At 33.7% G+C, this 22,317-nt stretch carries 20 protein-coding genes and 2 tRNA genes; 16 read left to right on the forward strand and 6 right to left on the reverse strand.

Going from position 1 to position 22,317, the window contains the following annotated elements; all coding sequences use genetic code 11:
• Positions 1-105: 105 nt before the first annotated feature.
• On the reverse strand, positions 106-1,149 hold the full coding sequence (gene rlmN / locus OZP07_RS18475; protein ID WP_281636268.1) for a dual-specificity RNA methyltransferase RlmN: 1,044 nt from the start codon (positions 1,147-1,149) through the stop codon (positions 106-108).
• Between the two features lie 562 nt (positions 1,150-1,711).
• Between rlmN and OZP07_RS18480 the strand changes: the two genes are divergently transcribed.
• The 6 genes from OZP07_RS18480 to OZP07_RS18505 all read left to right on the forward strand — a co-directional run bounded on the left by OZP07_RS18480 (position 1,712) and on the right by OZP07_RS18505 (position 5,964).
• Entirely contained in the window at positions 1,712-2,275 is a 564-nt protein-coding gene (locus OZP07_RS18480; protein WP_194641648.1) for a YceI family protein, read from the forward strand.
• Positions 2,276-2,286: 11 nt separating this feature from the next.
• Entirely contained in the window at positions 2,287-3,705 is a 1,419-nt protein-coding gene (locus OZP07_RS18485) for a hypothetical protein (protein WP_194641647.1), read from the forward strand.
• A 3-nt stretch (positions 3,706-3,708) separates the two neighbouring features.
• Positions 3,709-4,260 carry a hypothetical protein gene (locus tag OZP07_RS18490; RefSeq protein ID WP_281636269.1) on the forward strand — a complete coding sequence of 184 codons (552 nt, stop codon included), beginning with the start codon at positions 3,709-3,711 and terminating at the stop codon, positions 4,258-4,260.
• 112 nt (positions 4,261-4,372) lie between these two features.
• Positions 4,373-4,567, forward strand: coding sequence for a hypothetical protein (locus OZP07_RS18495; protein WP_281636270.1), 195 nt, complete (start codon positions 4,373-4,375; stop codon positions 4,565-4,567).
• Between the two features lie 28 nt (positions 4,568-4,595).
• Complete coding sequence (locus OZP07_RS18500; RefSeq protein ID WP_281636271.1) at positions 4,596-5,126, forward strand: hypothetical protein; 531 nt, start codon at positions 4,596-4,598, stop codon at positions 5,124-5,126.
• A gap of 196 nt (positions 5,127-5,322) precedes the next feature.
• Entirely contained in the window at positions 5,323-5,964 is a 642-nt protein-coding gene (locus OZP07_RS18505) for an O-methyltransferase (protein ID WP_194641643.1), read from the forward strand.
• 153 nt (positions 5,965-6,117) lie between these two features.
• Here OZP07_RS18505 and gpmI read toward each other — a convergent pair whose 3' ends face one another.
• Positions 6,118-7,635: a 2,3-bisphosphoglycerate-independent phosphoglycerate mutase gene (gene gpmI, locus OZP07_RS18510; RefSeq protein ID WP_281636272.1), complete on the reverse strand. Its 1,518-nt coding sequence runs from the start codon at positions 7,633-7,635 to the stop codon at positions 6,118-6,120.
• Between the two features lie 304 nt (positions 7,636-7,939).
• Positions 7,940-10,333 (reverse strand): DUF5916 domain-containing protein, encoded by a 2,394-nt coding sequence (locus OZP07_RS18515; RefSeq protein WP_281636273.1) that lies wholly within the window; start codon positions 10,331-10,333, stop codon positions 7,940-7,942.
• A 170-nt stretch (positions 10,334-10,503) separates the two neighbouring features.
• Between OZP07_RS18515 and OZP07_RS18520 the strand changes: the two genes are divergently transcribed.
• The gene (locus tag OZP07_RS18520) at positions 10,504-11,241 is read left to right on the forward strand and encodes a murein L,D-transpeptidase catalytic domain family protein (protein WP_281636274.1); all 738 of its coding nucleotides are present in this window, start codon (positions 10,504-10,506) and stop codon (positions 11,239-11,241) included.
• On the opposite strand, the gene OZP07_RS18525 is transcribed toward OZP07_RS18520, so the two are convergent.
• Positions 11,230-12,810, reverse strand: a complete 1,581-nt coding sequence (locus tag OZP07_RS18525) for a L,D-transpeptidase family protein (protein WP_281636275.1) — start codon at positions 12,808-12,810, stop codon at positions 11,230-11,232. The two genes, OZP07_RS18520 and OZP07_RS18525, sit on opposite strands and share 12 nt — an antisense overlap.
• Before the next feature lie 398 nt (positions 12,811-13,208).
• Here OZP07_RS18525 and OZP07_RS18530 point away from each other — a divergent pair.
• A tRNA-Gly gene (locus tag OZP07_RS18530) sits at positions 13,209-13,281 on the forward strand.
• A 44-nt stretch (positions 13,282-13,325) separates the two neighbouring features.
• Positions 13,326-13,401, forward strand: a tRNA-Gly gene (locus tag OZP07_RS18535).
• A 131-nt stretch (positions 13,402-13,532) separates the two neighbouring features.
• On the opposite strand, the gene pepE is transcribed toward OZP07_RS18535, so the two are convergent.
• Positions 13,533-14,240 carry a dipeptidase PepE gene (gene pepE / locus OZP07_RS18540; RefSeq protein ID WP_281636276.1) on the reverse strand — a complete coding sequence of 236 codons (708 nt, stop codon included), beginning with the start codon at positions 14,238-14,240 and terminating at the stop codon, positions 13,533-13,535.
• A gap of 193 nt (positions 14,241-14,433) precedes the next feature.
• On the opposite strand from pepE, the gene OZP07_RS18545 reads away from it, so the two are divergent.
• The 7 genes from OZP07_RS18545 (at position 14,434) to OZP07_RS18575 (ending at position 20,950) form a co-directional block, all read left to right on the forward strand.
• On the forward strand, positions 14,434-15,204 hold the full coding sequence (locus tag OZP07_RS18545) for a carboxypeptidase-like regulatory domain-containing protein (protein ID WP_281636277.1): 771 nt from the start codon (positions 14,434-14,436) through the stop codon (positions 15,202-15,204).
• A gap of 44 nt (positions 15,205-15,248) precedes the next feature.
• On the forward strand, positions 15,249-15,974 hold the full coding sequence (locus OZP07_RS18550) for a hypothetical protein (protein WP_281636278.1): 726 nt from the start codon (positions 15,249-15,251) through the stop codon (positions 15,972-15,974).
• Between the two features lie 189 nt (positions 15,975-16,163).
• The gene (bamP, locus tag OZP07_RS18555; RefSeq protein WP_281636279.1) at positions 16,164-16,922 is read left to right on the forward strand and encodes a BamP family beta-barrel-assembly machinery protein; all 759 of its coding nucleotides are present in this window, start codon (positions 16,164-16,166) and stop codon (positions 16,920-16,922) included.
• Positions 16,919-17,422, forward strand: coding sequence for a DUF6702 family protein (locus OZP07_RS18560; RefSeq protein ID WP_281636280.1), 504 nt, complete (start codon positions 16,919-16,921; stop codon positions 17,420-17,422). The genes bamP and OZP07_RS18560 overlap by 4 nt, the downstream gene beginning before the upstream one ends.
• 66 nt (positions 17,423-17,488) lie before the next feature.
• Complete coding sequence (locus tag OZP07_RS18565; RefSeq protein ID WP_281636281.1) at positions 17,489-19,738, forward strand: M1 family metallopeptidase; 2,250 nt, start codon at positions 17,489-17,491, stop codon at positions 19,736-19,738.
• Positions 19,739-19,991: 253 nt separating this feature from the next.
• Positions 19,992-20,390 carry a Sec-independent protein translocase subunit TatA/TatB gene (locus tag OZP07_RS18570; protein WP_281636282.1) on the forward strand — a complete coding sequence of 133 codons (399 nt, stop codon included), beginning with the start codon at positions 19,992-19,994 and terminating at the stop codon, positions 20,388-20,390.
• On the forward strand, positions 20,390-20,950 hold the full coding sequence (locus tag OZP07_RS18575) for a phosphatase PAP2 family protein (RefSeq protein ID WP_281636283.1): 561 nt from the start codon (positions 20,390-20,392) through the stop codon (positions 20,948-20,950). Before OZP07_RS18570 ends, OZP07_RS18575 begins: the two co-directional genes overlap by 1 nt.
• A 47-nt stretch (positions 20,951-20,997) precedes the next feature.
• On the opposite strand, the gene OZP07_RS18580 is transcribed toward OZP07_RS18575, so the two are convergent.
• Positions 20,998-22,272 carry an acetyl-CoA hydrolase/transferase family protein gene (locus tag OZP07_RS18580; protein ID WP_281636284.1) on the reverse strand — a complete coding sequence of 425 codons (1,275 nt, stop codon included), beginning with the start codon at positions 22,270-22,272 and terminating at the stop codon, positions 20,998-21,000.
• Positions 22,273-22,317: the final 45 nt, after the last annotated feature.

Genomic DNA, 22,317 nt, shown 5'->3' on the forward strand with positions numbered 1-22,317 from the left:
TACTATTTTAAAATAAAAACATTAAAAAAAATTAAAACCAAAAAGGACCAAAAAGAGTCTTATATTCTTTTCAATCCTTTTTTTAATGTTTCCTTATTGTATTTTCTAAGCTTCTTTATTAGCTAATTGTCCGCAGGCCGCATCAATATCTTTACCTCTGCTCCTTCTTACTTTTACAACTACCCCAATAAATTCCAGCGCTTTTATATAAGCATTTATCGTTTCTTCGGAAGCCTGCTGAAATTCCCCATCATCAATTGGATTGTATTCAATCAGATTTACTTTGCAGGGAACATATTTGCAGAACTTTACCAAGGCATCAATTGAAGCTTTATCATCATTGATTCCCTTCCAGACAACATATTCATATGATATTTTGCTTTTTGTTTTTCGGTACCAATATTCTAATGCTTCACGCAGATCTGCTAAAGGAAAATTTTGGCTGAAAGGCATTATTCTGGATCGGATACTATCAATGGCTGAATGAAGAGAAACGGCCAGTTTGAATTTCACTTCATCATCTGCCATTTTTTTTATCATTTTAGGAATACCAGATGTGGATACCATAATCCTCTTTGGCGACATTCCTAATCCTTCTGGCGAAGTAATCATTTCAATCGCCTTCAAAACATTATTATAGTTCATAAGCGGTTCGCCCATACCCATAAAAACAATATTGGACAACGGATGATTATAATACAGTCTGCTTTCTTTATCTATCGCAATAACTTGGTCATAAATTTCAGCCGGTTCTAAATTACGCATGCGTTTTAATCTTGCAGTAGCACAAAAATTACAGTCCAGACTGCATCCCACCTGACTCGAAACACAAGCCGTTGTTCTGGTTTGGGTGGGAATCAATACACTTTCCACAACCAATCCATCATGGAGGCGAACAGCATTTTTAACAGTACCATCTTCGCTGCGCTGCATTGTATCAACTTTGATATGATTAATTACAAAGTTATTCTCCAGCATAGAACGTGTCTGCTTGGAGACATTGCTCATGTCCTCAAAACTATGCGCGCCTTTGCTCCACAGCCATTCATATACCTGATTACCTCGGAATGCTTTGTCTCCATTGGATGTAAAAAAATCTCTCAGCTGATCTTTGGATAGTGCCCGTATGTCTTTTTTCTCAATTTGCATGGTGCAAATTTAATGACAATTTGTGGAACTGCAGTTTTGATAACAAAATTTTAAATACTGCTCATTTGAAACATTTCTTCCGTATGTACAAGCAGATTAATCTTTTTCATGAATTCCTCAAAAAAACAACTCTATTCATTAAAAATGTTAAAAAAACACAATTGCTTTTTGACTTAGAAATATTTGACAGAAATGAAATACATTTTTAAATAAAAACAAAAATTTTTTTAATATTTTTAAAAAAACATAAAACCATATAAAAGAGAAAGTTGTCTTTTATTTTAAAAATACTTAAATACCTTAAACTCCCACATATACAACACATTAGACAATTAAAGTATAAAATTAAAAAAACAAAAAAACTAAAGAAAACGATATAATTAATCCTTCGCCCTTTTCGTTAAGAAAAATACAATTTTTATAGTTTGATTAACATGATTTTTGTCATATTACTACTTTCGTTTCCATTATACATTTGTACCAACAAAGGACAAAAAGAGATTATAATACGAATCTCTTTTATTAGCAGAAATTTTATTACAATTATTTTAAAAAGAAGACCATGAAATTAACACTTAAAACGATTATTGCAACAACAGCATTTTTTGCAATAGTCTTATCAGCAAATGCTCAAAAAAGCTACACTTTGGACGTAAAAACAAACTTTTCAGTACTTGGAACATCAACACTTCATGATTGGGAAATGAAATCAGCTTCAAGAACCGGAACAGCGAATCTTACGGTAACCGATTCTAAATTAACAGACATTAACAGCATCGATATAACACTTCCTGCTGAAACTGTAAAAAGCGAGAAAAAAAGTATGGACAAAGTAGCTTACGAAACTTTAAAAACAGACAAATTCAAAAACATCAAATATGTTTTAAAGTCTGCTGAAAAAATAAATGAAACCACTTGGAACCTTACTGGAACCTACACTATTGCCGGAGTAAGCAAAGTACTAAAAACACAAGTAAAAACAACAGTTACAAATGGTGTTGTAAGCATCCAGGGATCTAACAAAATAACATTTACCGAATTTGGCATGAAATCTCCAACTGCCATGTTTGGAGCAATAAAAACAGGAGAAGACTTAACAATAAAATTCAACTTAAACTTTAATTAAATACCATAATCATGAGAAAAATTTATCTCTTAGCAGCAGGTCTACTAACTATGGCTGCTGCAAACGCTCAAGTTTCATTTGGGAACATGCAAAACCAAATTTCAAGAAGCAAAGATGGAATCAACGTTTTTGATGTACAAAAAAATGATGCAGAATTCAAAGGGCTAAGTGTCGATTTAGGAGGTGCATTCAATATGGATTTCCAAGCAATAAATTCCTTCAATGACCAGCCTGAAACCTTTGCTGCCCCTGCAAAAATTATTGGTTACCGATTAATGAATACTGAAAACAACTTTGTTCTTCCCGCTGCTGATATGACAATTGCCGCTCAATTATATGATGGTGTAAGAGTAAATCTAGATATTTATTTAGCTTCAAGACACCACAATGATACTTATGCAAGAGGCGGTTATTTACAAATTGACAAGCTGGACTTCATCAAAAAAGACTTCTTGGCTGATGTAATGCAATATGCAACAATTAAAATCGGACAAATGGAGAATAACTTTGGTGATGCACACTTTAGAAGTTCTGACAACGGTAGTACACTCAGAAATGCATTTGTTGGAAATAACATTATGAATCCTTTCACTACAGAGATGGGTATTGAAGTATATTACAACCGAAACGGATTCGTAAGCATGCTGGGTGCTACAAATGGAAATTTAAATCAAGGTACGCAAGAAGTAATGTATCCTGCTCTTTCTCCAGCAACTCCAGATGCAAATACAGCAGTAAGCCCAACAATCTTAGCAAAATTTGGTTATGACAAAAAATTAAACAAAGATTTGAGAGTGAGACTTACAGGTTCTTTATACCATAATTCAAATTTGGGTAACTCAAATTTATACTCATCTTCTAGATCTGGATTTGGTTTTTGGGGAGTATTAAACAATAATGCCTATACCAATTCTAATAATCCTAATACTGTTGCTAATCCAATTGCTGTTCCTACTAGTTATAATTCAACTTCTACACCAGAGGCAACTTTCAACCCTAACTTCAAAAACTGGGCTACTTCATACATGATTAACCCATTTGTAAAATATCAGGGTCTTGAATTCTTTGGAACTATAGAATTAGCTTCAGGAGGTGATAAAGCAGGTGATGATACAAAACGTACTGCTAACCAATATGCTGGAGAGCTTATCTACAGATTTGGAAAAACAGAACAATTCTATATCGCTGGAAAATACAATACTGTGTCTGGAAAATTGTCTAATGCTGATGCAAAAAAAGTTACTGTAGACAAAATTGAATCAAGCATTGGCTGGTTCATGACAAAAAACATTGTAGCAAAATTAGATTATGTTAATCAAAACTATAGAGATTACACACAATTTATTGGAAATGTACCTACTGGAAATGTTAATAATTTTTATGGAGGTAAATTCAGCGGTCTGGTATTTGAAGCAGCAATTTCTTTCTAAAACATGAACAGAATATCAATTATAGCTATGGGTTTAGTTCTTCTTATTTCATTAGGAAGTGCTAAACCCATTTCTTCAATAATTGATTCCAATATTATTATCATTGACAGATTAGAAATAGAAATATCAGGAAATTCAACAATTGGCCAATACAACTGCTCCAATTCGCTTTCGTACAGAGATACCATTTATTTGAACTCAAACACAAAAAACAGTCTGAAATCCGAAATTTCAATGAATGACTTTGAATGCGGTAACAGAATTATGAACAAAGACGTAAAGACCACAGTAAAAGCAGTCAAATATCCCAAAAGCACTGTTACCATTACCAACATAAAAGCATTTGGCACCAATTATAAATGCAGCTTGAATTTTCGCATAACAGACAAAACTCTTTCTTATCAAAACATGATTCTAAAAAACAACAAAGAATCTCTTGAAGGAAATATAGCAGTAAAATTTTCAGACATTGCTCTGGAACCGCCAACAAAAATGGGCGGTATCATAAAAGTAAAAGATGATTTTGTAATTCACTTCAGTCTTTACAAATCATAATATAATTCACCCTTTCATTTACCCCTTTTCAAATCCCTAAAAACAATGGTTTTTATTGGGGTTTTTTTGTTATAATTACGAAATCTACGAATTGATTAATAGATCTCTCTTTTTGAATTCTATTAATTTAGGCGAAGAGTCATTCGAACCCAGTTTAGGATGGTTTATGACTAAAAATATTATTGCTAAATTAGCCTATACAAATCAAAACTATTCTGACTTCTCCCAATACAGCTGCAGCAGTTTAAATGACTTATACGGCGGTAATTTCAAAGGAGTTATGTTCGAAGCGGCTATCACTTTTTAATATGATAAAAAAAACAATAATAACAATTATGGGTTTAGCAATCTTCCTTTTATCAGGGGGTGCTAAGCCTATTTCTTTATTTAATGCAGACCCAAATGTCATAATAATTGACCAGATAAAAATAGAAATTCTAGGAAACTCAACGGTAGGTAAATACCAATGCAGCTGTCCGCATCCTTTCAGAGATACTATTTTTTTAAATTCAGCTACAAAAAACAGTTTGAGGTCTGAAATCTCCACGGATAATTTTGACTGCGGTAACAGAATCATGAATAAAGATCTTAAGACCACAATCAAAGTAACTAAATTTCCAAAAAGCACTGTTACCATTAGTAATATAAAACCATCCGGTGGCAATTATAAATGCAGCATGAATTTTCGCATTACGGACAAAACACTTTCGTATCAAAACCTCAGCTTAACAAATACTAAAGAATCTCTTGAGGGAACAGTAGCTGTAAAATTTACAGATTTGCAGCTAGAACCGCCGACAAAAATGGGCGGTATTATAAAAGTAAAAAATGAATTTGTAATTCATTTTGTTTTATATAAATTATAAATTCTTTTGATTAAACAGCTATGAATCCTAAAGGCATCAGTCCAATTGGTTTTTTTTTTATTTATAGCATCTATATAAATTTTCTCAGATATTGTATTTAAGTTTCTAATTCCAATTCTTCATCAAAATCAAATGCTCCTCCTCTTTTATAAATCTTAAATGAATACCTTTGCAGCGAATTTTAATAACGTGTAAAATGCATTTCATTTCCCAAGATTTAGAAGATTACATTGAACAGCATTCAGAAAAAGAGCCTGCTTTATTAGCTGCTTTAAACAAAGAAACTTATCAAAAAATATTATTGCCACGAATGCTTAGCGGTCATTTTCAAGGCAGGGTTTTGAGTATGCTGGCAAAATTAATCCGGCCTGTGAATATTCTTGAAATTGGAACTTACACAGGGTATTCCGCATTATGTCTGTGCGAAGGCATGCAGCAAAACGGTCAATTACATACAATTGATATCAAGGAAGAATTAGTCGATTTTCAGCGAAAGCATTTTGACAAATCACCTTGGGGAAAACAAATTACACAGCATCTTGGCGAAGCCATTAATATTATACCTACACTGGAAATAAAATTTGATCTGGTATTTATCGATGCCGACAAAGAAAATTACCTCAATTATTTTGAAATGATTTTGCCAAAAATGAACAAAGGAGGTGTTATTTTATCGGACAATGTTTTATGGAGCGGTAAAGTTTTGGAACCAATACATCCAAATGACATCAGTACCAAAATACTGACTGAATACAATCAATTACTTAAAAACGACCCAAGAGTAGAAACTGTCTTATTGCCCATCCGTGATGGACTGACAGTAAGCAGGGTGCTTTAATAACTGAATATTTAATTTAAAAAAGGGTGCGAAAAATAAATTCCGCACCCTTTTTTGTATTATCAAAAGCTTCAGACAAAGCTTTTAACTTGAATTATCATCTGAAAACATCAATCTTCTTTTCTGCTTCAAAAAATAACAATCGAATATAGATTAAAGTAACGAATGACGAGTCATTGCTGCTGGCTGTTCAACACCCATCAAAGCCAATACAGTTGGAGCAATATCACCCAAAACTCCATCATTGATAGTTTTAATGTCTTTATCTACTAAAATAATCGGCACTGGATTTGTAGTATGAGCCGTATTTGGAGAACCGTCAGGATTAATCATCGTTTCGCAGTTTCCATGGTCTGCAATTATGATCGTTGTATAATCATTGGCAAGAGCCGCTTCGACAACTTCTTTCACACAGGCATCAACAGCTTCACAAGCTTGGATAGCGGCACTCATAATCCCTGTATGTCCTACCATGTCGCCATTGGCAAAGTTTAAACATACAAAATCAACCTCTCCTTTGTTCAATTCAGGAACCAAAGCATCTTTTAATTCATAAGCGCTCATTTCCGGCTGTAAATCATAAGTAGCAACTTTTGGAGAGTTTCTCAAAATTCTGCTTTCGCCTTCAAACGGAACTTCTCTACCTCCGGAAAAAAAGAATGTCACGTGAGGATATTTTTCTGTTTCGGCAATACGGATTTGTTTTTTGCTGGCTTTTTCCAAAACTTCACCCAATGTTTCAGTGATATTATCTTTATTATAAACCACTTTTACATTTTCATAAGTTTCATCATAATTTGTAAGCGTCACATAGTACAGCTGCAGTTTGTGCATGTTTTGCTCATGAAAATCTTTTTGCGAAAGCGCTTCAGTCAATTCACGTCCTCTATCAGTTCTGAAGTTGAAGAAAATAACGACATCATCTTTTTCAATAGCTGCAATCGGACTGTTATTGTTATCTACAATTGCCACGGGCGCAATAAATTCATCAGTTACATCTGCTTGGTAACTTGCGTTAATAGCTGCAACTGGATCTAAAGCTTTGGCTCCAGTTCCGTTTACAACTAAATCGTAAGCAAGTTTCACACGCTCCCAGCGTTTATCACGGTCCATTGCATAATAACGGCCAATAACAGAAGCTATTTTTACAGGAGTATTTTTGATATAATTTTGTAAATCCTGAATGTAGTCTTTTCCAGATTTTGGATCAACATCACGTCCGTCAGTAAATGCATGAATGAAAACATTGTCCAATCCGTATTCTTGAGAAGCGTCAATTAATCCGCGTAAGTGTGAAGTATGTGAGTGAACACCTCCATCTGAAACTAATCCTAAAAAGTGTACTTTTTTATTGTTTTCTTTTGCATAAGTGAATGCATCAATTAACACTTGTTCCTTAGCTAGAGTTTTATTGGCAACTGCCAGATTAATTTTGGCTAAATCCTGATACACAATTCTTCCAGCTCCAAGGTTCATATGCCCTACTTCACTGTTTCCCATCTGCCCTTCAGGTAAACCAACATTCAATCCGTCAGTTCGAAGCTGTGCACTTGGATATTTTGTATAAAGACTATTTATAAACGGAACATTTGCATTATCAATTGCAGAAACTTTCGGGTCAGGAGACTTTCCCCAACCGTCTAAAATCATTAAAATTACTTTCTTGTTCATGGTATGAAATTTTTTGCAAAGATAAGCCTTTCGCAAAAAATAGAAGTTAGTCAAAACCACTATTATACATAAAAAAGTGAAGTGCAACAAATACTTAAAATTGTGTTGCAAAAAGCTGTTTTTTCTAAAAAAACTGCAAAAAAAATCTTCAAAAAAGCAAGCGTTTGAACTGCATTTTTAAGGATAATTTTATCTTATAAAAGACGAGGCTGGCTATGTTTCTACAATATACTTTTGACCTCGTTATAATCGATGAAATATTTCACGCTTACTAAATCAATACTGCAGTTTTGGATAAAAATGATTAAAATTTATTTTTTATAACATTGTAGTCAATGTAATAACGCATACTGATGGAGATGATATTCGTCACATTACTATTAAAAACACTTGAAAAGTTGTTCGAGATGCTTTTTTCAACCTGATCGGTTTCTTCTAAAGCGTAATTGCGGTAAAGTATAATCATCTGACTGCCTGGCGCAAACCACCAAGAGTAAGAAAGATCTAAATTCCAGGAATTGAAGTTTCTGTTTTTATTTAAATTGTAGCTAGAATTTGGAGTTAGGCTTCCATCATCCTGCAAAGTAAAGAATTCATGATTATCGGCATAAGACCAATAATACCGGACATCGAGATTTAATGCCATTCTGTTAGTCATAGCAAATTTGCCAGTGAGTATGTTTGAAAGAATCTCTCTGTTTCGTTCTGCAAATACGATACCGTTATTATCATATCCTACCCTTCCTCTGTCATTTTTTTTGTTAGTGTATTCTAAAGCATATTCTAATGAAAACTGATTACTAAACCGATATTTTGGATTGATATAAACACCATATGTCTGCCTGTTTTCTTCGTCATATTTTACAAATGGAACAGTTGCATCAATTGTAAATGCATGGTTTTTATTCCATTCAAAACCAAAATATGACGACAGTCTTTTAGGAACACGCACATAACGCCCATAAACGCGGGGTTCATAAAAATCATAAGTTTCCTGTGGTGTATACTGCATAGAAAACTCATAATAAGTATTTTTTAAGGAAGAAGCCCCGATAGTGTTTTTCAGATAATCATCCTGAATTTTTCCTGTCGTGTTCTGAATCTCTAAATTAGCTTCTTGAGTTATTTTAAATGTATTAAAAACGGTAGTCGGATTTAGAATCCGATAACTTATATTAGCATAAGCTGCTTGATAATTAGTATAATAAATCAACCCTAGGTCGTTGATGTCATAATTTTCGGAAATATATTTTCCTGAAATTCCATAACGGATTTTCCCGCTTGTTTTTTCAAAATTCAATGCTGTTTTATAGCCATTATAATCTTCGTATGCGTTTATACTGCTGTATTTAAAATCACCATTTAAACTATAGCTGTTTTTTTTTGTGTTCAGGTCAAATAAAAGTCCAGAAACATTTGCATCTCTAAAACCGCCGTTACGGATTGTATTTGTATTGATAAAGGTCACTGATGAATTTTGATTAAAGCGCTGATCCAGTACTATTATATTATAATTTGCAAGCGGCTCAATAGTTTCTTTCCTTGTAATTGAAGTTATAGTATCTCTTATTGTGGCGTATGTCTTTTCTGTAATAGCATTCAAAAAACCAATTCCTAATCCTTTTTTGGTACGGCCGGATATTTTAACAGCGTTGAGTAAATCTACAGTACTTGGATAATCTGTAATTTGTTCATTTTTTTTCAGAATAGGTTCAGCACTTGGAAAACCTCCTATTCTTCTGGAATAAAACAGATTCCCTTTAGAAAACAATTCAGTCCCTTCAGTAAAAAAAGGCCGGTTTTCATCCAGTTTCTGTTCAAATGGCTCTAAGTTTAAAATTGCATTATCAAATTTGGTCTGACCAAAATCCGGAACCAAAATAGCATCCAGCGTAAAAGCATCATTGATTCCATATTTAATATCCAGCCCGCCTTTAAATGTATTATCTGACTGGTTATCATCTTTTTGATTATAAAAAGATGCATACGGAATAAAGAATAATCTGGTAGGTGTTTTAATATTTTCGATACCTTCCAGCAATCCATTTTGCGTGAGTTCGGCTCCTATCTTGGCATCAATCAGATTCCATGAATAAACCTGAACATCTCGTTCTATGTTTCTAAGAAAGTTGATGCCCCAAATCTGTTTTGCTGAATTAGTAAATCGGATTGCGGCATACGGAATTTTCATTTCTACAATCCAGCCCGTATCAGTGATTACTGCTTTACTGTCCCAAATTGCATCCCATGAAAAATCTTTATAATCTTCTGTTGCAATACAGTCTAATTGGACTCCTGCAGCCGTAACATAAAATCTAAAATCCTGCTGCCCGTCATTAAATCCATTGATGAAGACCGAAAAATAATCACTAACCCCAAAACTGTCTCTATTAGTAATTTCTTTTTTTATTTTGTCTGGCTGGGGATCGTTCATGACTGCCGATATATAAATGGCATCGTTATCATATATGACTTTTACCTCGGTTTTCTTATTTTCACTTATAGCCTTGCCGTTATCAGGCTGATACATAACAAAATTAGATGCAGCATCAGCTGATTCCCAAGCCTCTTCATTTAGTTTTCCATCAATTGAAATCCTCGATGTAATAGAATTCGTGTGAATAATTTTCTTTTGACAATAGAAACTGCTACTGCATAGAATTATTAAAAACACAAAAAAATTACGAGGTATAGTCATAAAAAACAGCGGTTTATATCAAAAGTAGTGATTTTTTTTATAAAAATTCATTTTAATTAAAAACTTTTTATTTTAAAAATCGTTGAAATGTTAAAATTTATCGACAAAATACGTTTTATATTTTGATAACTAATTATTATTTGTATTTTTGAAACCCCTAAATTTTTGTAATGAATAGATACACAGCAGTTTATAAGTCAATTCTTGCTTTGGCTATTGTTTTTGCTTTATTTGCATTCACAGGCAGCTTAACAAATACAGCTAAAAGCACTCCTAAAAAGAAAATAGTTTCAGTTTTGAAATCTAATATCGACGCCAAAGTTGAAGACGTTTACAATGCTTTACAGTCAAATCAATTTGAATTACCAAACCAAACATGTTTTTGTGAAGCCCTAAAGGGTTTTTATACTTTGCAGGAAAAAGGAATTGTAAAAAGCAACATATTAACCCTTGTTGATTTTAGTTTATCATCCAATTTAAAACGCCTTTGGGTTATTGATTTATCAAGCAATCTGATTCTGCTTCAAACATTGGTAGCACACGGAAGAAATACTGGAGAAGAATTTGCAAATACTTTTTCAAACACTCCAGAATCTTTCAAGAGCAGTTTAGGTTTTTATGTAACAGGAGAAGTATACAAAGGAAAACACGGTATTTCTCTAAAATTAGACGGACTGGATAAAGGATTAAACGATAACGCCCGCGACAGAGCTGTTGTTCTTCATGGCGCTGATTATGTTTCGGAATCTTTTATAAAAAACCACAAACGATTAGGCAGAAGCCAAGGATGTCCTGCTGTTCCGGTAGAATATGTTTCAGAAATTATTACGATGATTAAAGGTCAGTCCTGCCTGTATATTTATCATCCTTCAAATATTAAATCAAAAGAAAACAATTTAATTTCGTAATTGAGCATATAGGCCGGCATCTAAATTATAAATGTCATTTCTAAAAATCAATTTGCCGTCTTCACACCACGCTGTCCAGTACCATTGGTATATTGCATAACGTTTTTTTATACCCAGAAAAAGCGTTTCTTTTGTGGCAACGATAGAATCTATTTTTTCTGCAGAATATTTTTTTGGATTATCCAGTAAAAGCTGGGCAAATTCTAAAGGTTTTTCAATACGGACACATCCTGAGCTTAAAGAGCGGTCATTGCGTTCAAACAAATTGCGGTGATTTGTGTCGTGAAGATAAACACTGTATCTATTTGGAAAATTAATTTTGACAACACCCAGCGCATTATAATAACCCGGTTTTTGCACATAACGATACCCTCTTGGTCTGCTGGAATCCCATTTTACAGGATCAATTTCATTATTTTTTGAATCATAAATCCCAATTCCTTTGTTTTTTAAAGCATTTCTGTTTTGAATCAGTTCCGGAATCAAGTCCTCTTTTAAGATCGTTGGCGGTACAGTCCACGTAGGATTAAAAACAACTGTTTGCAATACAGAAGTTAATACAGGCGTCTTTCTCTTGCTTTTCCCCACTACAATACGTTTGCTCATCGTCGTATTCTGGTTTTCGACAACTGTCAAACTGTAGTTTGGTATATTAATCAGGACATAATTTGGAGCAAATGGCTTACTGTACCATCTCCAGCGTTCCAGATTGGCTATAATCTGATGTTTTCGCTCATCTTTGGTAAAGTTTAATGCAGTTACAGTGCTTTTACCGATAACCCCATCAGAAATTAAACCGTGACGGGTTTGGAATTTTTTAAGTGCTTCAACGGTTTCAGAATCATAATAAGATGTGATGCTGTCATTGCTTTCTAAGTCTTTCCAATACAAAAGTTTTTTCTTGACAGCAACAATAGCAGGATTGGTCGTTTTCGGTTCTATTTTTTCATCGGAAGTAACAACAGGCTTGGTCTTGTCTTCAGGAAATTCATTTATCAGAGATAATGCTTTTATTAGTTTTCCGTAAGTCAATGCTTTTGGCTGGCATTTTTGAATTTCGCCCGCTAAAGAATCTTTTTCTAAAGCGTCATTTAAAACCGTTTTGATATCTAATTTTTCAATACTTAAATCCCAGTTTGTATACAGTTTTTTTGGGTCAAGTTTTCCGCTGTGCAGATGATTAAGGTATTTTTGAAAATTATAAGTGAGCAGTAAATCATAATTTACTTGTTCTGATTCCTCAAATTCTGTGAATTTTTTCTCCAGTTCCAAAAGTTTGGAAATAGAATAATCTGACGGGTTCAATCCTTCAGATTCACAGTTTTTAATCCTTTCGAGGATTATTTTTCTGTTTTTTTCAGACTGCCATACCGTCTGATTATCTCTCGAACTATAAAAATCAGAAATAGATTTATTTCTAAACGCACTGATTAATGTCGTGTCAATTTCAATAACTTCACCTTCTTTATCATTAGAATTGGATATTTTAAAAGTATCCAAATCAAGTATAGATTCTTTTTTACAGCTTAGAAGCGCTAGTAAGACAACAAATAAGCAGTATCTATTCATTTCCCTGTATTTTTTATATTTTAACACAAATAATGTTTGCCGTTTCATGCAGTTGGAAATAATTCCCAGATGCAAAGATGCTTATTATTTAAAAATATCTACATAATTCCTGTTAAATTAATTTTAGAAAGCTGCCCAAAACGATTTGTTTCAGATAGATTATCCATTTACAAATTTACGGCTTTTGATCGGATTTAATTTTTTTGAAAACGACTTATTGTAAAGAGCAGCTGTATGAAGCCACTATTGATTTAACTTTTACATGAATATTAAATAAAATAAAAATATAACATTTTAGTTCTAAAATAGTTATATGCAATATTAAAAAATAACGATTTATTTTTTGAAAAAAACTTGCAAATAACTGTTTTTATTATTTATCTTTGCACCGCAATACTGCGAAAGTAGCTCAGTTGGTAGAGCTCCAGCCTTCCAAGCTGGTTGTCGCGAGTTCGAGCCTCGTCTTTCGCTCTAGAATCAATTTCTTGATTTATAAGGTAAATTTAATGATTAATGCGAAAGTAGCTCAGTTGGTAGAGCTCCAGCCTTCCAAGCTGGTTGTCGCGAGTTCGAGCCTCGTCTTTCGCTCCAAAACCTCAAATTTTATTTGAGGTTTTTTTTTGCTCATTTTTTTCAAACCATTAAGAAATTAAGAATAATGTAAGTTTTAAAACTTTCTTAATGCTATTTAATTTCTTAATGGTTTATTTTTAAACTGGGTTTTAATTTAAAAAACTCAAATCACTACCGCTTTCTATTTCTTCAGGAAATTGATTTTGTCTAAAAAGTCTTGCTTGCAAATCACCTTTCAACGTAATTTTTTCTCCTTTTACGTCTAGCCAGCTTCCTTCACGAAGACCCAATACAGGCAATGAATTAAAGGCATGAAATTCTTTTATTCTCGTTTCCCTTGTTTCGCCCATGTGTTTTGACTGAGTATTCGGATCTAAATAATGAGGATTCAGATTAAAAGGAATTAACCCTAAGGTTTGAAAACTAGGAGGGTAAATAATTGGCATATCGTTAGTTGTCTGCATCGTTAACCCGCAAATATTACTTCCTGCACTTGTTCCCAAATAAGGCACTCCTTTTTTAACAGTTTCTGCAAGCACATCCATGAGATCATTTTTGTACAGTTGGGTAACCAGCAGAAAAGTATTCCCTCCACCCGTAAAAAAACCCTCAGCATTTTGAACAGCTTCCTTTTGGTTTTCAAATGTATGAACACCTTTTAATTCAATATTTATTTTGGCAAAAGCTGCAGAAGCCTTTGAGGTGTATTCCTCATGTGTGATACCTCCAGGCCTTGCAAATGGTATAAAAAGTACCGTTTTACAATCTTTAAAATGCAATTGCAGTTCGGGCAATAAATAATCTAAGTATTCACCATCATATAATGTTGAAGTACTGGCAATAATGCAATTTTTCATTTTTTTCATGTATAAATATTCTTCGTAAAGGTATAAAATGAAAACTTTTCAAAAAACTGGCACAGTATTTTAATTAACAAAGTTTTACAAATGCATTAGTAATTAATTTGGACAGGTTTGGGATAATTTTACATTTTACAGATGAAGTTGGGATTAAGTTTTTTTTTTAAATGTATCAACTAACAGATTGCCCGTGAAGAATAATTTTACTCTTTTATTTATTTCTTTTTTTATCATACAGTCTGGTATCGCCCAGACAGGTACAGACAAATGGATAAGCGGGCAGGTTACCACTAATACTGCTCTGCCGTTGGAGGGCGTGAACATTACAAACTCTTCAACTAGAATTACGGTGGTTTCAGATGGATACGGCCACTATTCAATACTGGCAAAAGAAGGTGACATCTTGAGTTTCTCGGCAGTTAATTACGAACCTTTAAGAAAAATTATAAATAAAAAAGAATTTACTATTGGAAGCATAACAGCCGATTTAACTCCAAAAAGTATTGAACTCGACGAAGTAGTTATCAACAAACACCCTAATATAAGTGCCGAAAATTTAGGAATAATACCAAAAGACCAAGTAAAACTAACCACGGCAGAAAGAAGACTGCAGACAGCCGGCGATTTCAAGCCAATACATTTATTAGGTCTATTAGGCGGTTCGCTTGCGGTCGACCCAATTTTGAATGCTATCAGCGGAAGGACCAAAATGCTGAAAAAAGAGCTTTCAGTTGAAAAAAAAGAATTTCTGATGGTAAAGATGGAGAACTTGTTCGATGATAAATACTACATAGAAACCCTAAAAATCCCCGAAGAATTCATTAAAGGATTCCAATATTACTGTATTGAAGATTTAAGTTTTGTAAAGTCATTAAAAGAAAAGAACAAAACAATGAGTATGTTCTTAATTACTGGATTAGCATCAGAATTTAAGAAATACCAAAACATCGATAAAAAATAAATAAGCAAAATTCTTTACATTAAAGGATAACATACTTTTTATATATGAAAAATAATTTAATTGTATTATTTGTTTTCTTAGGCCAATGCCAGCTGCTGACAGCGCAGACAAACGGTGAGAAAATCATAATGGGAACGGTTTTTTCCAATACTGTAAAGCTGGAAGGCATCAGCGTGATTAACTGCACTAATAAAATGATGGCCGTAACCGACAAAGAAGGCTGTTTTTCTATTCAGGCCAAACAGGGAGATATTCTGAATTTTTCAGGAATTGATTATAAATATTTGCAAAAATATGTGTACAAACATGAATTCAATTCAGGCATTATGGAAGTATATATGACTTTCAACAGTATTGAACTGGATGAAGTAATTGTTAATAAAAATGCCAATATAACTGCAGAAAATTTAGGAATAATACCCCGCGGACAGATTAAATTCACACCACAGGAAAGAAGACTGTATTCCAATTCAGGAGGAATACAAGGGCTATACAGTTTTCTTTCAGGCGAAAGAGAGACCCTTAAAATGAATGTTGAAATCGAAAAGAAAGAACTGCTTTTAAAAAAGCTGGAATATATGTTTAATGATAAATACTATACTAAAACACTGAAAATTCCAGAAGAACTCATCAAAGGGTTTCAATATTACTGTGTCGAGGATTCGGAATTCGTAAAATCATTAAATGTTAAAAACAAAACAATGAGCATGTTCCTGATGACAAATTTAGCATTCGTTTACAATCAAAACAGAACCGAAAAAACGGAGTAACACAAAGAAAATCTTTCTTTATAATTCTAAAAAAGGTATTTAGAACTTTTGTTTTAGATGTGGATTTTATAAAAAATAATCATATATCTTAAACTTAAGTTTTAAATAAAGTTGTAATTTTAATAGGTAAAAAAACGTAGTTTTGGATTTAAGAATCTTCTAACAAGTTAATCACCTAAGTAATTATAAATGAAAAGTATATTGAAAATTTCAGTTTTGTTTTTAAGCTGTCAATTTTGTTTTAGCCAAATGCTGACCCGAAAAGCATTACATGGAAAAATAGTAAATGATTCTACAGCGATTGAAAGCGGTTTGGTTTTTAATGTAAATTCACAGACAGGCGATTTAATTGACAGTAAAGGAATGTTCGATATTTTGGCCAAAATCAATGATACTTTAGTGATTACAAGTTTAGGTTTTAAAAGTGAAAAAGTAGTACTTAAAGCCTCGGATTTTAATTCTTTCTTTTACAGAATAAAACTGCATGCAGTTGCTAATGAATTACTAAATGTAGTTGTATATGCTAAACATGTTCCGCAGCTTGGATTAGGAAACACCCAAAAAATTGTTGATACCCAGTACTATGATGACAATCTATCCTCTCCAAATAACATTTTGATGATGCCTACAGGCACAGGAGATCCTAATGCAATGGATGTTATCCGTGTGTATAATAAAATCTTTAAAAATTTATTCAAAAATAATCCTGAAAAATCTGATTTCATTTCTGATGTCAGTTTCACGAACGTTGCGATGCATAGTGTTAGTTATTCTTTTTTTACGAATAAATTGAAAATCAAGGATGATCAGATTGGGCTTTTTCTTTTATACTGTGAGAATGACCCAAAATCAAAAAATTATCTTGACCCCAAACAGCAGTTTGCGATAATGGATTTTTTAATTAATAAATATGATACTTTCAAGCATATTGCTACTGTAGAAAAATGAAAAAAAGAGTAGTTTCAGTTCTTTTGCTGGTTTTTATCGTTTCGATGAGCAGTTTTGCCATGCATAAATTTTACATGGCAATTTATCAGATTAATTATGCTCCCGAAAAGAAAATGCTTCAGATTACTGCACGGATTTTCGTAGACGATATTGATAAGGCTTTAGAGAAAAAATACGGTAAAAAACTTTTTTTGGGAACAAACAAAGAAACACCTGAATCTATAGAACTATTAAAAAAATACCTAGCAGAGAATTTTTCTTTAAAAGTTAACGGACAGTCAAAAACCATGAATTTCTTAAGTAAAGAAATGGATGGCGATGTACTGGTCTGTTATATAAGCATTAAAGATATTTCGAAAATAAATACGATTGAAATTTATAATTCCGTATTGATTGACTGCTTTGCAGTACAGCAGAATATTGTGAATGTAACTGCCTTTAATATCAAAAAAAGCTTTCTTTTCTCAGAAACATCCACTAAACAAGTGTTAAAATATTAATGGTTAGTAACAATTTTGTTAAAAATTATTATTTTCACCACTTTAAAACCACTCTAGTTTTAGTTTATGAGAAAAATTTCACTTTTATTCATTCTTCCGACAATCTTATTGGCACAGGAAAAAACAGCAACTCCTGCCGTTAAACAGCCAGGTAAATACGATACAAATAAGTTCAGCCAGATGTATGATTTATTGGCAACGCCCAATATGTTTCGTACTGCATCCGGCGCACCCGGCCCTGCATATTATCAGCAAAGAGCCGATTACGATATCAACATAGAGCTGGACGACAAGAATGCAAGGCTAAGCGGATCAGAAACTATTACTTATTATAACAACTCTCCTGACATTTTAGAATATCTGTGGGTGCAATTGGATCAAAACCAAGCGGCGAAAAACTCTCAGTCACCATTAGTTAAAAATGAAAAAATAGAACCCGTTTTAACTCCAGCTAAATTTACTGATGAATATTTAAAACAAGAATTAGAACGTGGTTTTAATATAGAATATGTAAAAGATGCAAAAGGAAGCCCAATGTCCTACACCATCAATCAAACTATGATGCGCATTAATCTGGCTGTTCCTATGAAACCCGGTGAAAAAATTACTTTTTCAACAAAGTGGTGGTACAACATCAATAACTATCAGAAAGAAACCAGCAATGGACGTTCCGGATATGAATTTTTTGAAAAAGACGGAAACAGATTATATGTTATAGCTCAGTTCTATCCTAGAATGGCTGTATATAATGATGTTGAGGGATGGCAGAATATGCAGTTTTGGGGAGCTGGTGAATTTGCTCTGCCATTTGGGAATTTTGATGTGAATATTACAGTACCGGCAGATCATGTTATTGATGCGACTGGAGAATTAATGAACCGAAGCGAAGTATTTACTGCTGAACAGGTAAAAAGATATGAACTGGCTCAAAAATCATTTGATAAACCTGTCGTTATTGTTACACAAGCCGAGGCCGAAGCTGCCGAAAAAGGATTTTCGGACAAAAAGAAAACATGGAAATTTAGCGCCAAAAACGTAAGGGATTTTGGAATTGCGGCTTCAAGAAAATTTATTTATGATGCTATGGCCGTGCAGATGGGAAACAGAGTGGTTATGGCCGAATCGGTTTATCCAAAAGAGGCAAACCCGCTTTGGGGTGAAACATCAACAAAAACTGTCGCCCATACTTTAAAGAGTTATTCATCTCATACTTTTGATTACCCTTATCCAAAAGCAGTATCCGTTTCTGCAGAAGATCAAGGTATGGAATACCCTATGATTTGCTGGAATTATGGCCGCCCTGACGAAAATGGAGTGGCTAGTGAACAAATTAAAAATGGAATGATTGGTGTTATTGTTCATGAAGTGGGGCATAACTTTTTCCCAATGATCGTGAATTCAGATGAGCGTCAGTGGACTTGGATGGACGAAGGTTTGAATTCATTTATGGAATATATGGCAGAACAGGAATTAGGCACAAATTACCCTTCCCGACGAGGTCCTGCCAAAAACATTGTTCCTTATATGAGCTTAGATCAAAAACTTTTAGAACCTATTATGTCAAATTCTGAAAACATTATTCAGTTTGGTAATAATGCTTATGGGAAACCAGCAACTGGATTAAATATATTAAGAGAAACTATTATGGGTCATGAGCTGTTTGATTATGCATTTAAAATGTATGCTAACAGATGGAAATTCAAACACCCAACTCCAGAAGATTTTTTCAGAACAATGGAAGATGCATCGGCAGTGGATTTGGACTGGTTTTTTAGAGGCTGGTTTTATTCGACAGACTTTGTTGATATTGGAATTAACAGTGTAAAGCAATATTTTGTTACCGAAACTCCTACTGCGGCCTTAAAAGCTGCTAAAGTAAGAAAAGGGCGTTTTGGTTTTGAAAAAGGACCGTTTGTTTATCTAGTTGAAGGTGATAATTCAGAATTAGATTCTTCATCAAAAAAACCAATGAAACTGGAGGAAGTAAAACTGCTTTCTGATTATGTAGATCAAAATGTTGCCCCAGAGGAAAAAACAAGTTTAAAGAATCCTAAATATTTCTACGAGGTAGAATTCAATAAGCCTGGAGGCATGCCAATGCCTATTATTGTTCAGATTACTTATGAAGACGGAACAGCTGACAATTATAAATACCCAGCTCAGATCTGGAGACAAAATAATGAAACAGCAAAGAAAGTATATGCAGTTTCAAAAGCAATAAAACAAATTCAGATAGATCCAAAATTAGAAACTGCTGATATTGATGTAACCAATAATTCATGGCCAAAAACAGAGATAAAATCTAAGTTTGATTAGGTTAAAAGATACTAAGTTTCTGAGATGCTGAGTTTCTAAGGTTTTTTTGAGCGAATAAAGCTTAGCATCTTAGAGGCTTAGCATTTTTTTTAAGAGTAAGATGAGAATTCGTTAATATTTTTAATTCTAAATAAGGACTTTGGAACTTAGCAGCTTAGTACCTCAGAAACTTAGTGTCTTTTTAGCTTTTTAAGACAATTTTAAAACACAAAGTTTTAAATTTTAATATCTTTGTCGTTTAAATACAAAAAATATGTTTGGAATAGGAGGAGGCGAATTAGTTTTTATTTTGTTTATCGTATTGATGCTTTTTGGTTCCGATAAAGTACCTGAAATGGCACGTACTATGGGTAAAGCTATGGCACAGCTTAAAAACGCAACCAATGATATCAAAAGTGAAATTCAAAAAGGAGCCGAAGCCAATGGTTTTGACCAGCAAACCTTGAATGAACTGACAGGCGGTATTAATTCTGAAATTAATAAAGCAAAAAACAGTCTTTTGGGCAATACTTCAAACACATTTAATGGAATAACAGACACATTCACTTCCGAAGTAAATAAAACCAAAGAAAGTATAGCAAGCGGAACAACAAATCCAGACGGTTCTTCAATTTTAGACGATATAACCGGACCGGTAAAACGCCAAATGTAATGCTAGAAAAAATACTTGCGCTAGATACTCAATTATTCATTTATCTTAATGGTTTAGGATCCGACACCTATGATGAGCTATGGCTTATTATTACCAAACAAACCAATTGGATTCCTTTTTTCCTGTTGCTGTTTTATCTTATTTACACTAAATTAGGAATAAAAAAAACGGGATATTTACTGCTTTTTGTTGCCGTTTTAGTATTGGCAACAGATCAGATCACCAATTTGTTTAAATATACCTTTCAGCGTGCAAGGCCTTGTAATAATCCCGAAATAAACACTATTATAAGAATTGTTCAGTCACGTAATTCTTTTAGCTTTTTTTCAGGCCATGCAGCAAATACAATGGCTGTAGCGACTTTTTTATATCTTATTTTCAAAAAACAGTTCAAATATTTTGGTTTACTGTTTTTATGGCCGTTAATCTTCGCTTACAGCCGAATTTATCTAGGCCTTCATTATCCATTAGATATCCTTTCAGGTTATTTGTGCGGTTTAATTACTGGTTACGGCATGTATAAAATCTACCAATGGGCAGTCAGAAAAGAAAAAATTTAAAATTCACAGAATAATATTTTTTTTATTTCAGATTTGCTTTCGATGAGCTACATTTTTTCCAGCAGATAAAAATATTCCCGTTCAATACTTTCCTGATGGTCTGAATGAGCAATCTTAACCATTTCTACAGCTCGCTGTTTTAAAGTTTTACCATACAAATCGGCAATTCCGTTTTCGGTAATTACATACTGAATATGACCTCTAGTTGTCACCACTCCTGCTCCATGCTTCAAGAAAGGAACAATTCTGCTCACACCGTTTTTGGTGGTAGACGGCAGGGCAATAATCGCTTTTCCGCCATCACTCAAAGATGCACCGCGTATAAAATCCATTTGTCCTCCAACACCCGAATACATTCTTGGACCTATAGAATCGGCACAGACCTGCCCTGTTAAATCGACTTCTATTGCTGAATTGATAGCAATCATTTTTGGATTTTTCCGAATTCGGGCGGTATCGTTAACCGTAGATGATTCCCGTAATTCAATAAATGGATTGTTATCTACAAAATCATAAAGGCGTTTGGATCCTAGTATAAAAGTAGACAGCACTCTTCCTCTTAATGATCCTTTATAATTACAATTTATCACGTTGCTTTCTATCAGATCAATCACGCCGTCTGAAAACATTTCGGTATGCAGGCCTAAATCTTTATGATTTCCTAATTTGCTCAAAGCGGCATTTGGAATAGACCCGATCCCCATTTGGAGCGTGCTTCTGTCTTCAATCAAAGAGGCAATATAATCTCCTATTTTATCTTCTTCGGCAGTAAAAGGCTCCTCTTCATGAGAATAAATCGGGACATCCACAGCTACCAAATACGTTATCTCTGAAATATGAAGAATCCCGTCGCCAAAAGTTCTCGGCATCTGCGGATTTACCTGTGCGATCACAATTTTTGCATTCTCAATCGCTGCAATCGAAGCTTCCACCGAAACTCCAAGAGAACAATACCCATGATTATCGGGAGGCGAAACATGAATAAAAACCACATCTAAAGGCAGGACATTTCTCCGAAACAAACGTGGCAATTCACTCAAAAAGACAGGAGTATAAGAGCCATTCCCCGCCTTTAAAGTATGCCGGACATTCCCGCCAATAAAAAAGGAATTGACATGAAAACTTTCTGCAAGCTCAGGATTGGCGTATCGTGCTTCGCCTTCAGTATGCAGATGGCATATTTCTACATTGCGCAATTCCGAAGCTCTTTCGGCCAATGCATTAGCCAGAATTGTCGGTGTTGCCCCAGCTGCCTGCAGATATACTCTGTCACCTGATTTTACTGTCTTTACAGCTTCTTCTGCAGTAACATATTTTTCCATAAAATCTTAAATTTAGAACAAAAATAAAGCAATTAGAAAAATTGA

Origin of the sequence: Flavobacterium marginilacus (assembly GCF_026870155.1) — a bacterium.
Taxonomy (GTDB): Bacteria; Bacteroidota; Bacteroidia; order Flavobacteriales; family Flavobacteriaceae; genus Flavobacterium; species Flavobacterium marginilacus.

Excerpts from the sequence above, each read along its gene's own strand:
- rlmN (WP_281636268.1), bottom strand. The coding sequence starts at position 1,149 with ATGCAAATTGAGAAAAAAGACATACGGGCACTATCCAAAGATCAGCTG.
- OZP07_RS18480 (WP_194641648.1), top strand. The coding sequence starts at position 1,712 with ATGAAATTAACACTTAAAACGATTATTGCAACAACAGCATTTTTTGCA.
- OZP07_RS18485 (WP_194641647.1), top strand. The coding sequence starts at position 2,287 with ATGAGAAAAATTTATCTCTTAGCAGCAGGTCTACTAACTATGGCTGCT.
- OZP07_RS18490 (WP_281636269.1), top strand. The coding sequence starts at position 3,709 with ATGAACAGAATATCAATTATAGCTATGGGTTTAGTTCTTCTTATTTCA.
- OZP07_RS18500 (WP_281636271.1), top strand. The coding sequence starts at position 4,596 with ATGGGTTTAGCAATCTTCCTTTTATCAGGGGGTGCTAAGCCTATTTCT.
- OZP07_RS18505 (WP_194641643.1), top strand. The coding sequence starts at position 5,323 with ATGCATTTCATTTCCCAAGATTTAGAAGATTACATTGAACAGCATTCA.
- gpmI (WP_281636272.1), bottom strand. The coding sequence starts at position 7,635 with ATGAACAAGAAAGTAATTTTAATGATTTTAGACGGTTGGGGAAAGTCT.
- OZP07_RS18515 (WP_281636273.1), bottom strand. The coding sequence starts at position 10,333 with ATGACTATACCTCGTAATTTTTTTGTGTTTTTAATAATTCTATGCAGT.
- OZP07_RS18520 (WP_281636274.1), top strand. The coding sequence starts at position 10,504 with ATGAATAGATACACAGCAGTTTATAAGTCAATTCTTGCTTTGGCTATT.
- OZP07_RS18525 (WP_281636275.1), bottom strand. The coding sequence starts at position 12,810 with ATGAATAGATACTGCTTATTTGTTGTCTTACTAGCGCTTCTAAGCTGT.
- pepE (WP_281636276.1), bottom strand. The coding sequence starts at position 14,240 with ATGAAAAATTGCATTATTGCCAGTACTTCAACATTATATGATGGTGAA.
- OZP07_RS18550 (WP_281636278.1), top strand. The coding sequence starts at position 15,249 with ATGAAAAATAATTTAATTGTATTATTTGTTTTCTTAGGCCAATGCCAG.
- bamP (WP_281636279.1), top strand. The coding sequence starts at position 16,164 with ATGAAAAGTATATTGAAAATTTCAGTTTTGTTTTTAAGCTGTCAATTT.
- OZP07_RS18560 (WP_281636280.1), top strand. The coding sequence starts at position 16,919 with ATGAAAAAAAGAGTAGTTTCAGTTCTTTTGCTGGTTTTTATCGTTTCG.
- OZP07_RS18565 (WP_281636281.1), top strand. The coding sequence starts at position 17,489 with ATGAGAAAAATTTCACTTTTATTCATTCTTCCGACAATCTTATTGGCA.
- OZP07_RS18570 (WP_281636282.1), top strand. The coding sequence starts at position 19,992 with ATGTTTGGAATAGGAGGAGGCGAATTAGTTTTTATTTTGTTTATCGTA.
- OZP07_RS18575 (WP_281636283.1), top strand. The coding sequence starts at position 20,390 with ATGCTAGAAAAAATACTTGCGCTAGATACTCAATTATTCATTTATCTT.
- OZP07_RS18580 (WP_281636284.1), bottom strand. The coding sequence starts at position 22,272 with ATGGAAAAATATGTTACTGCAGAAGAAGCTGTAAAGACAGTAAAATCA.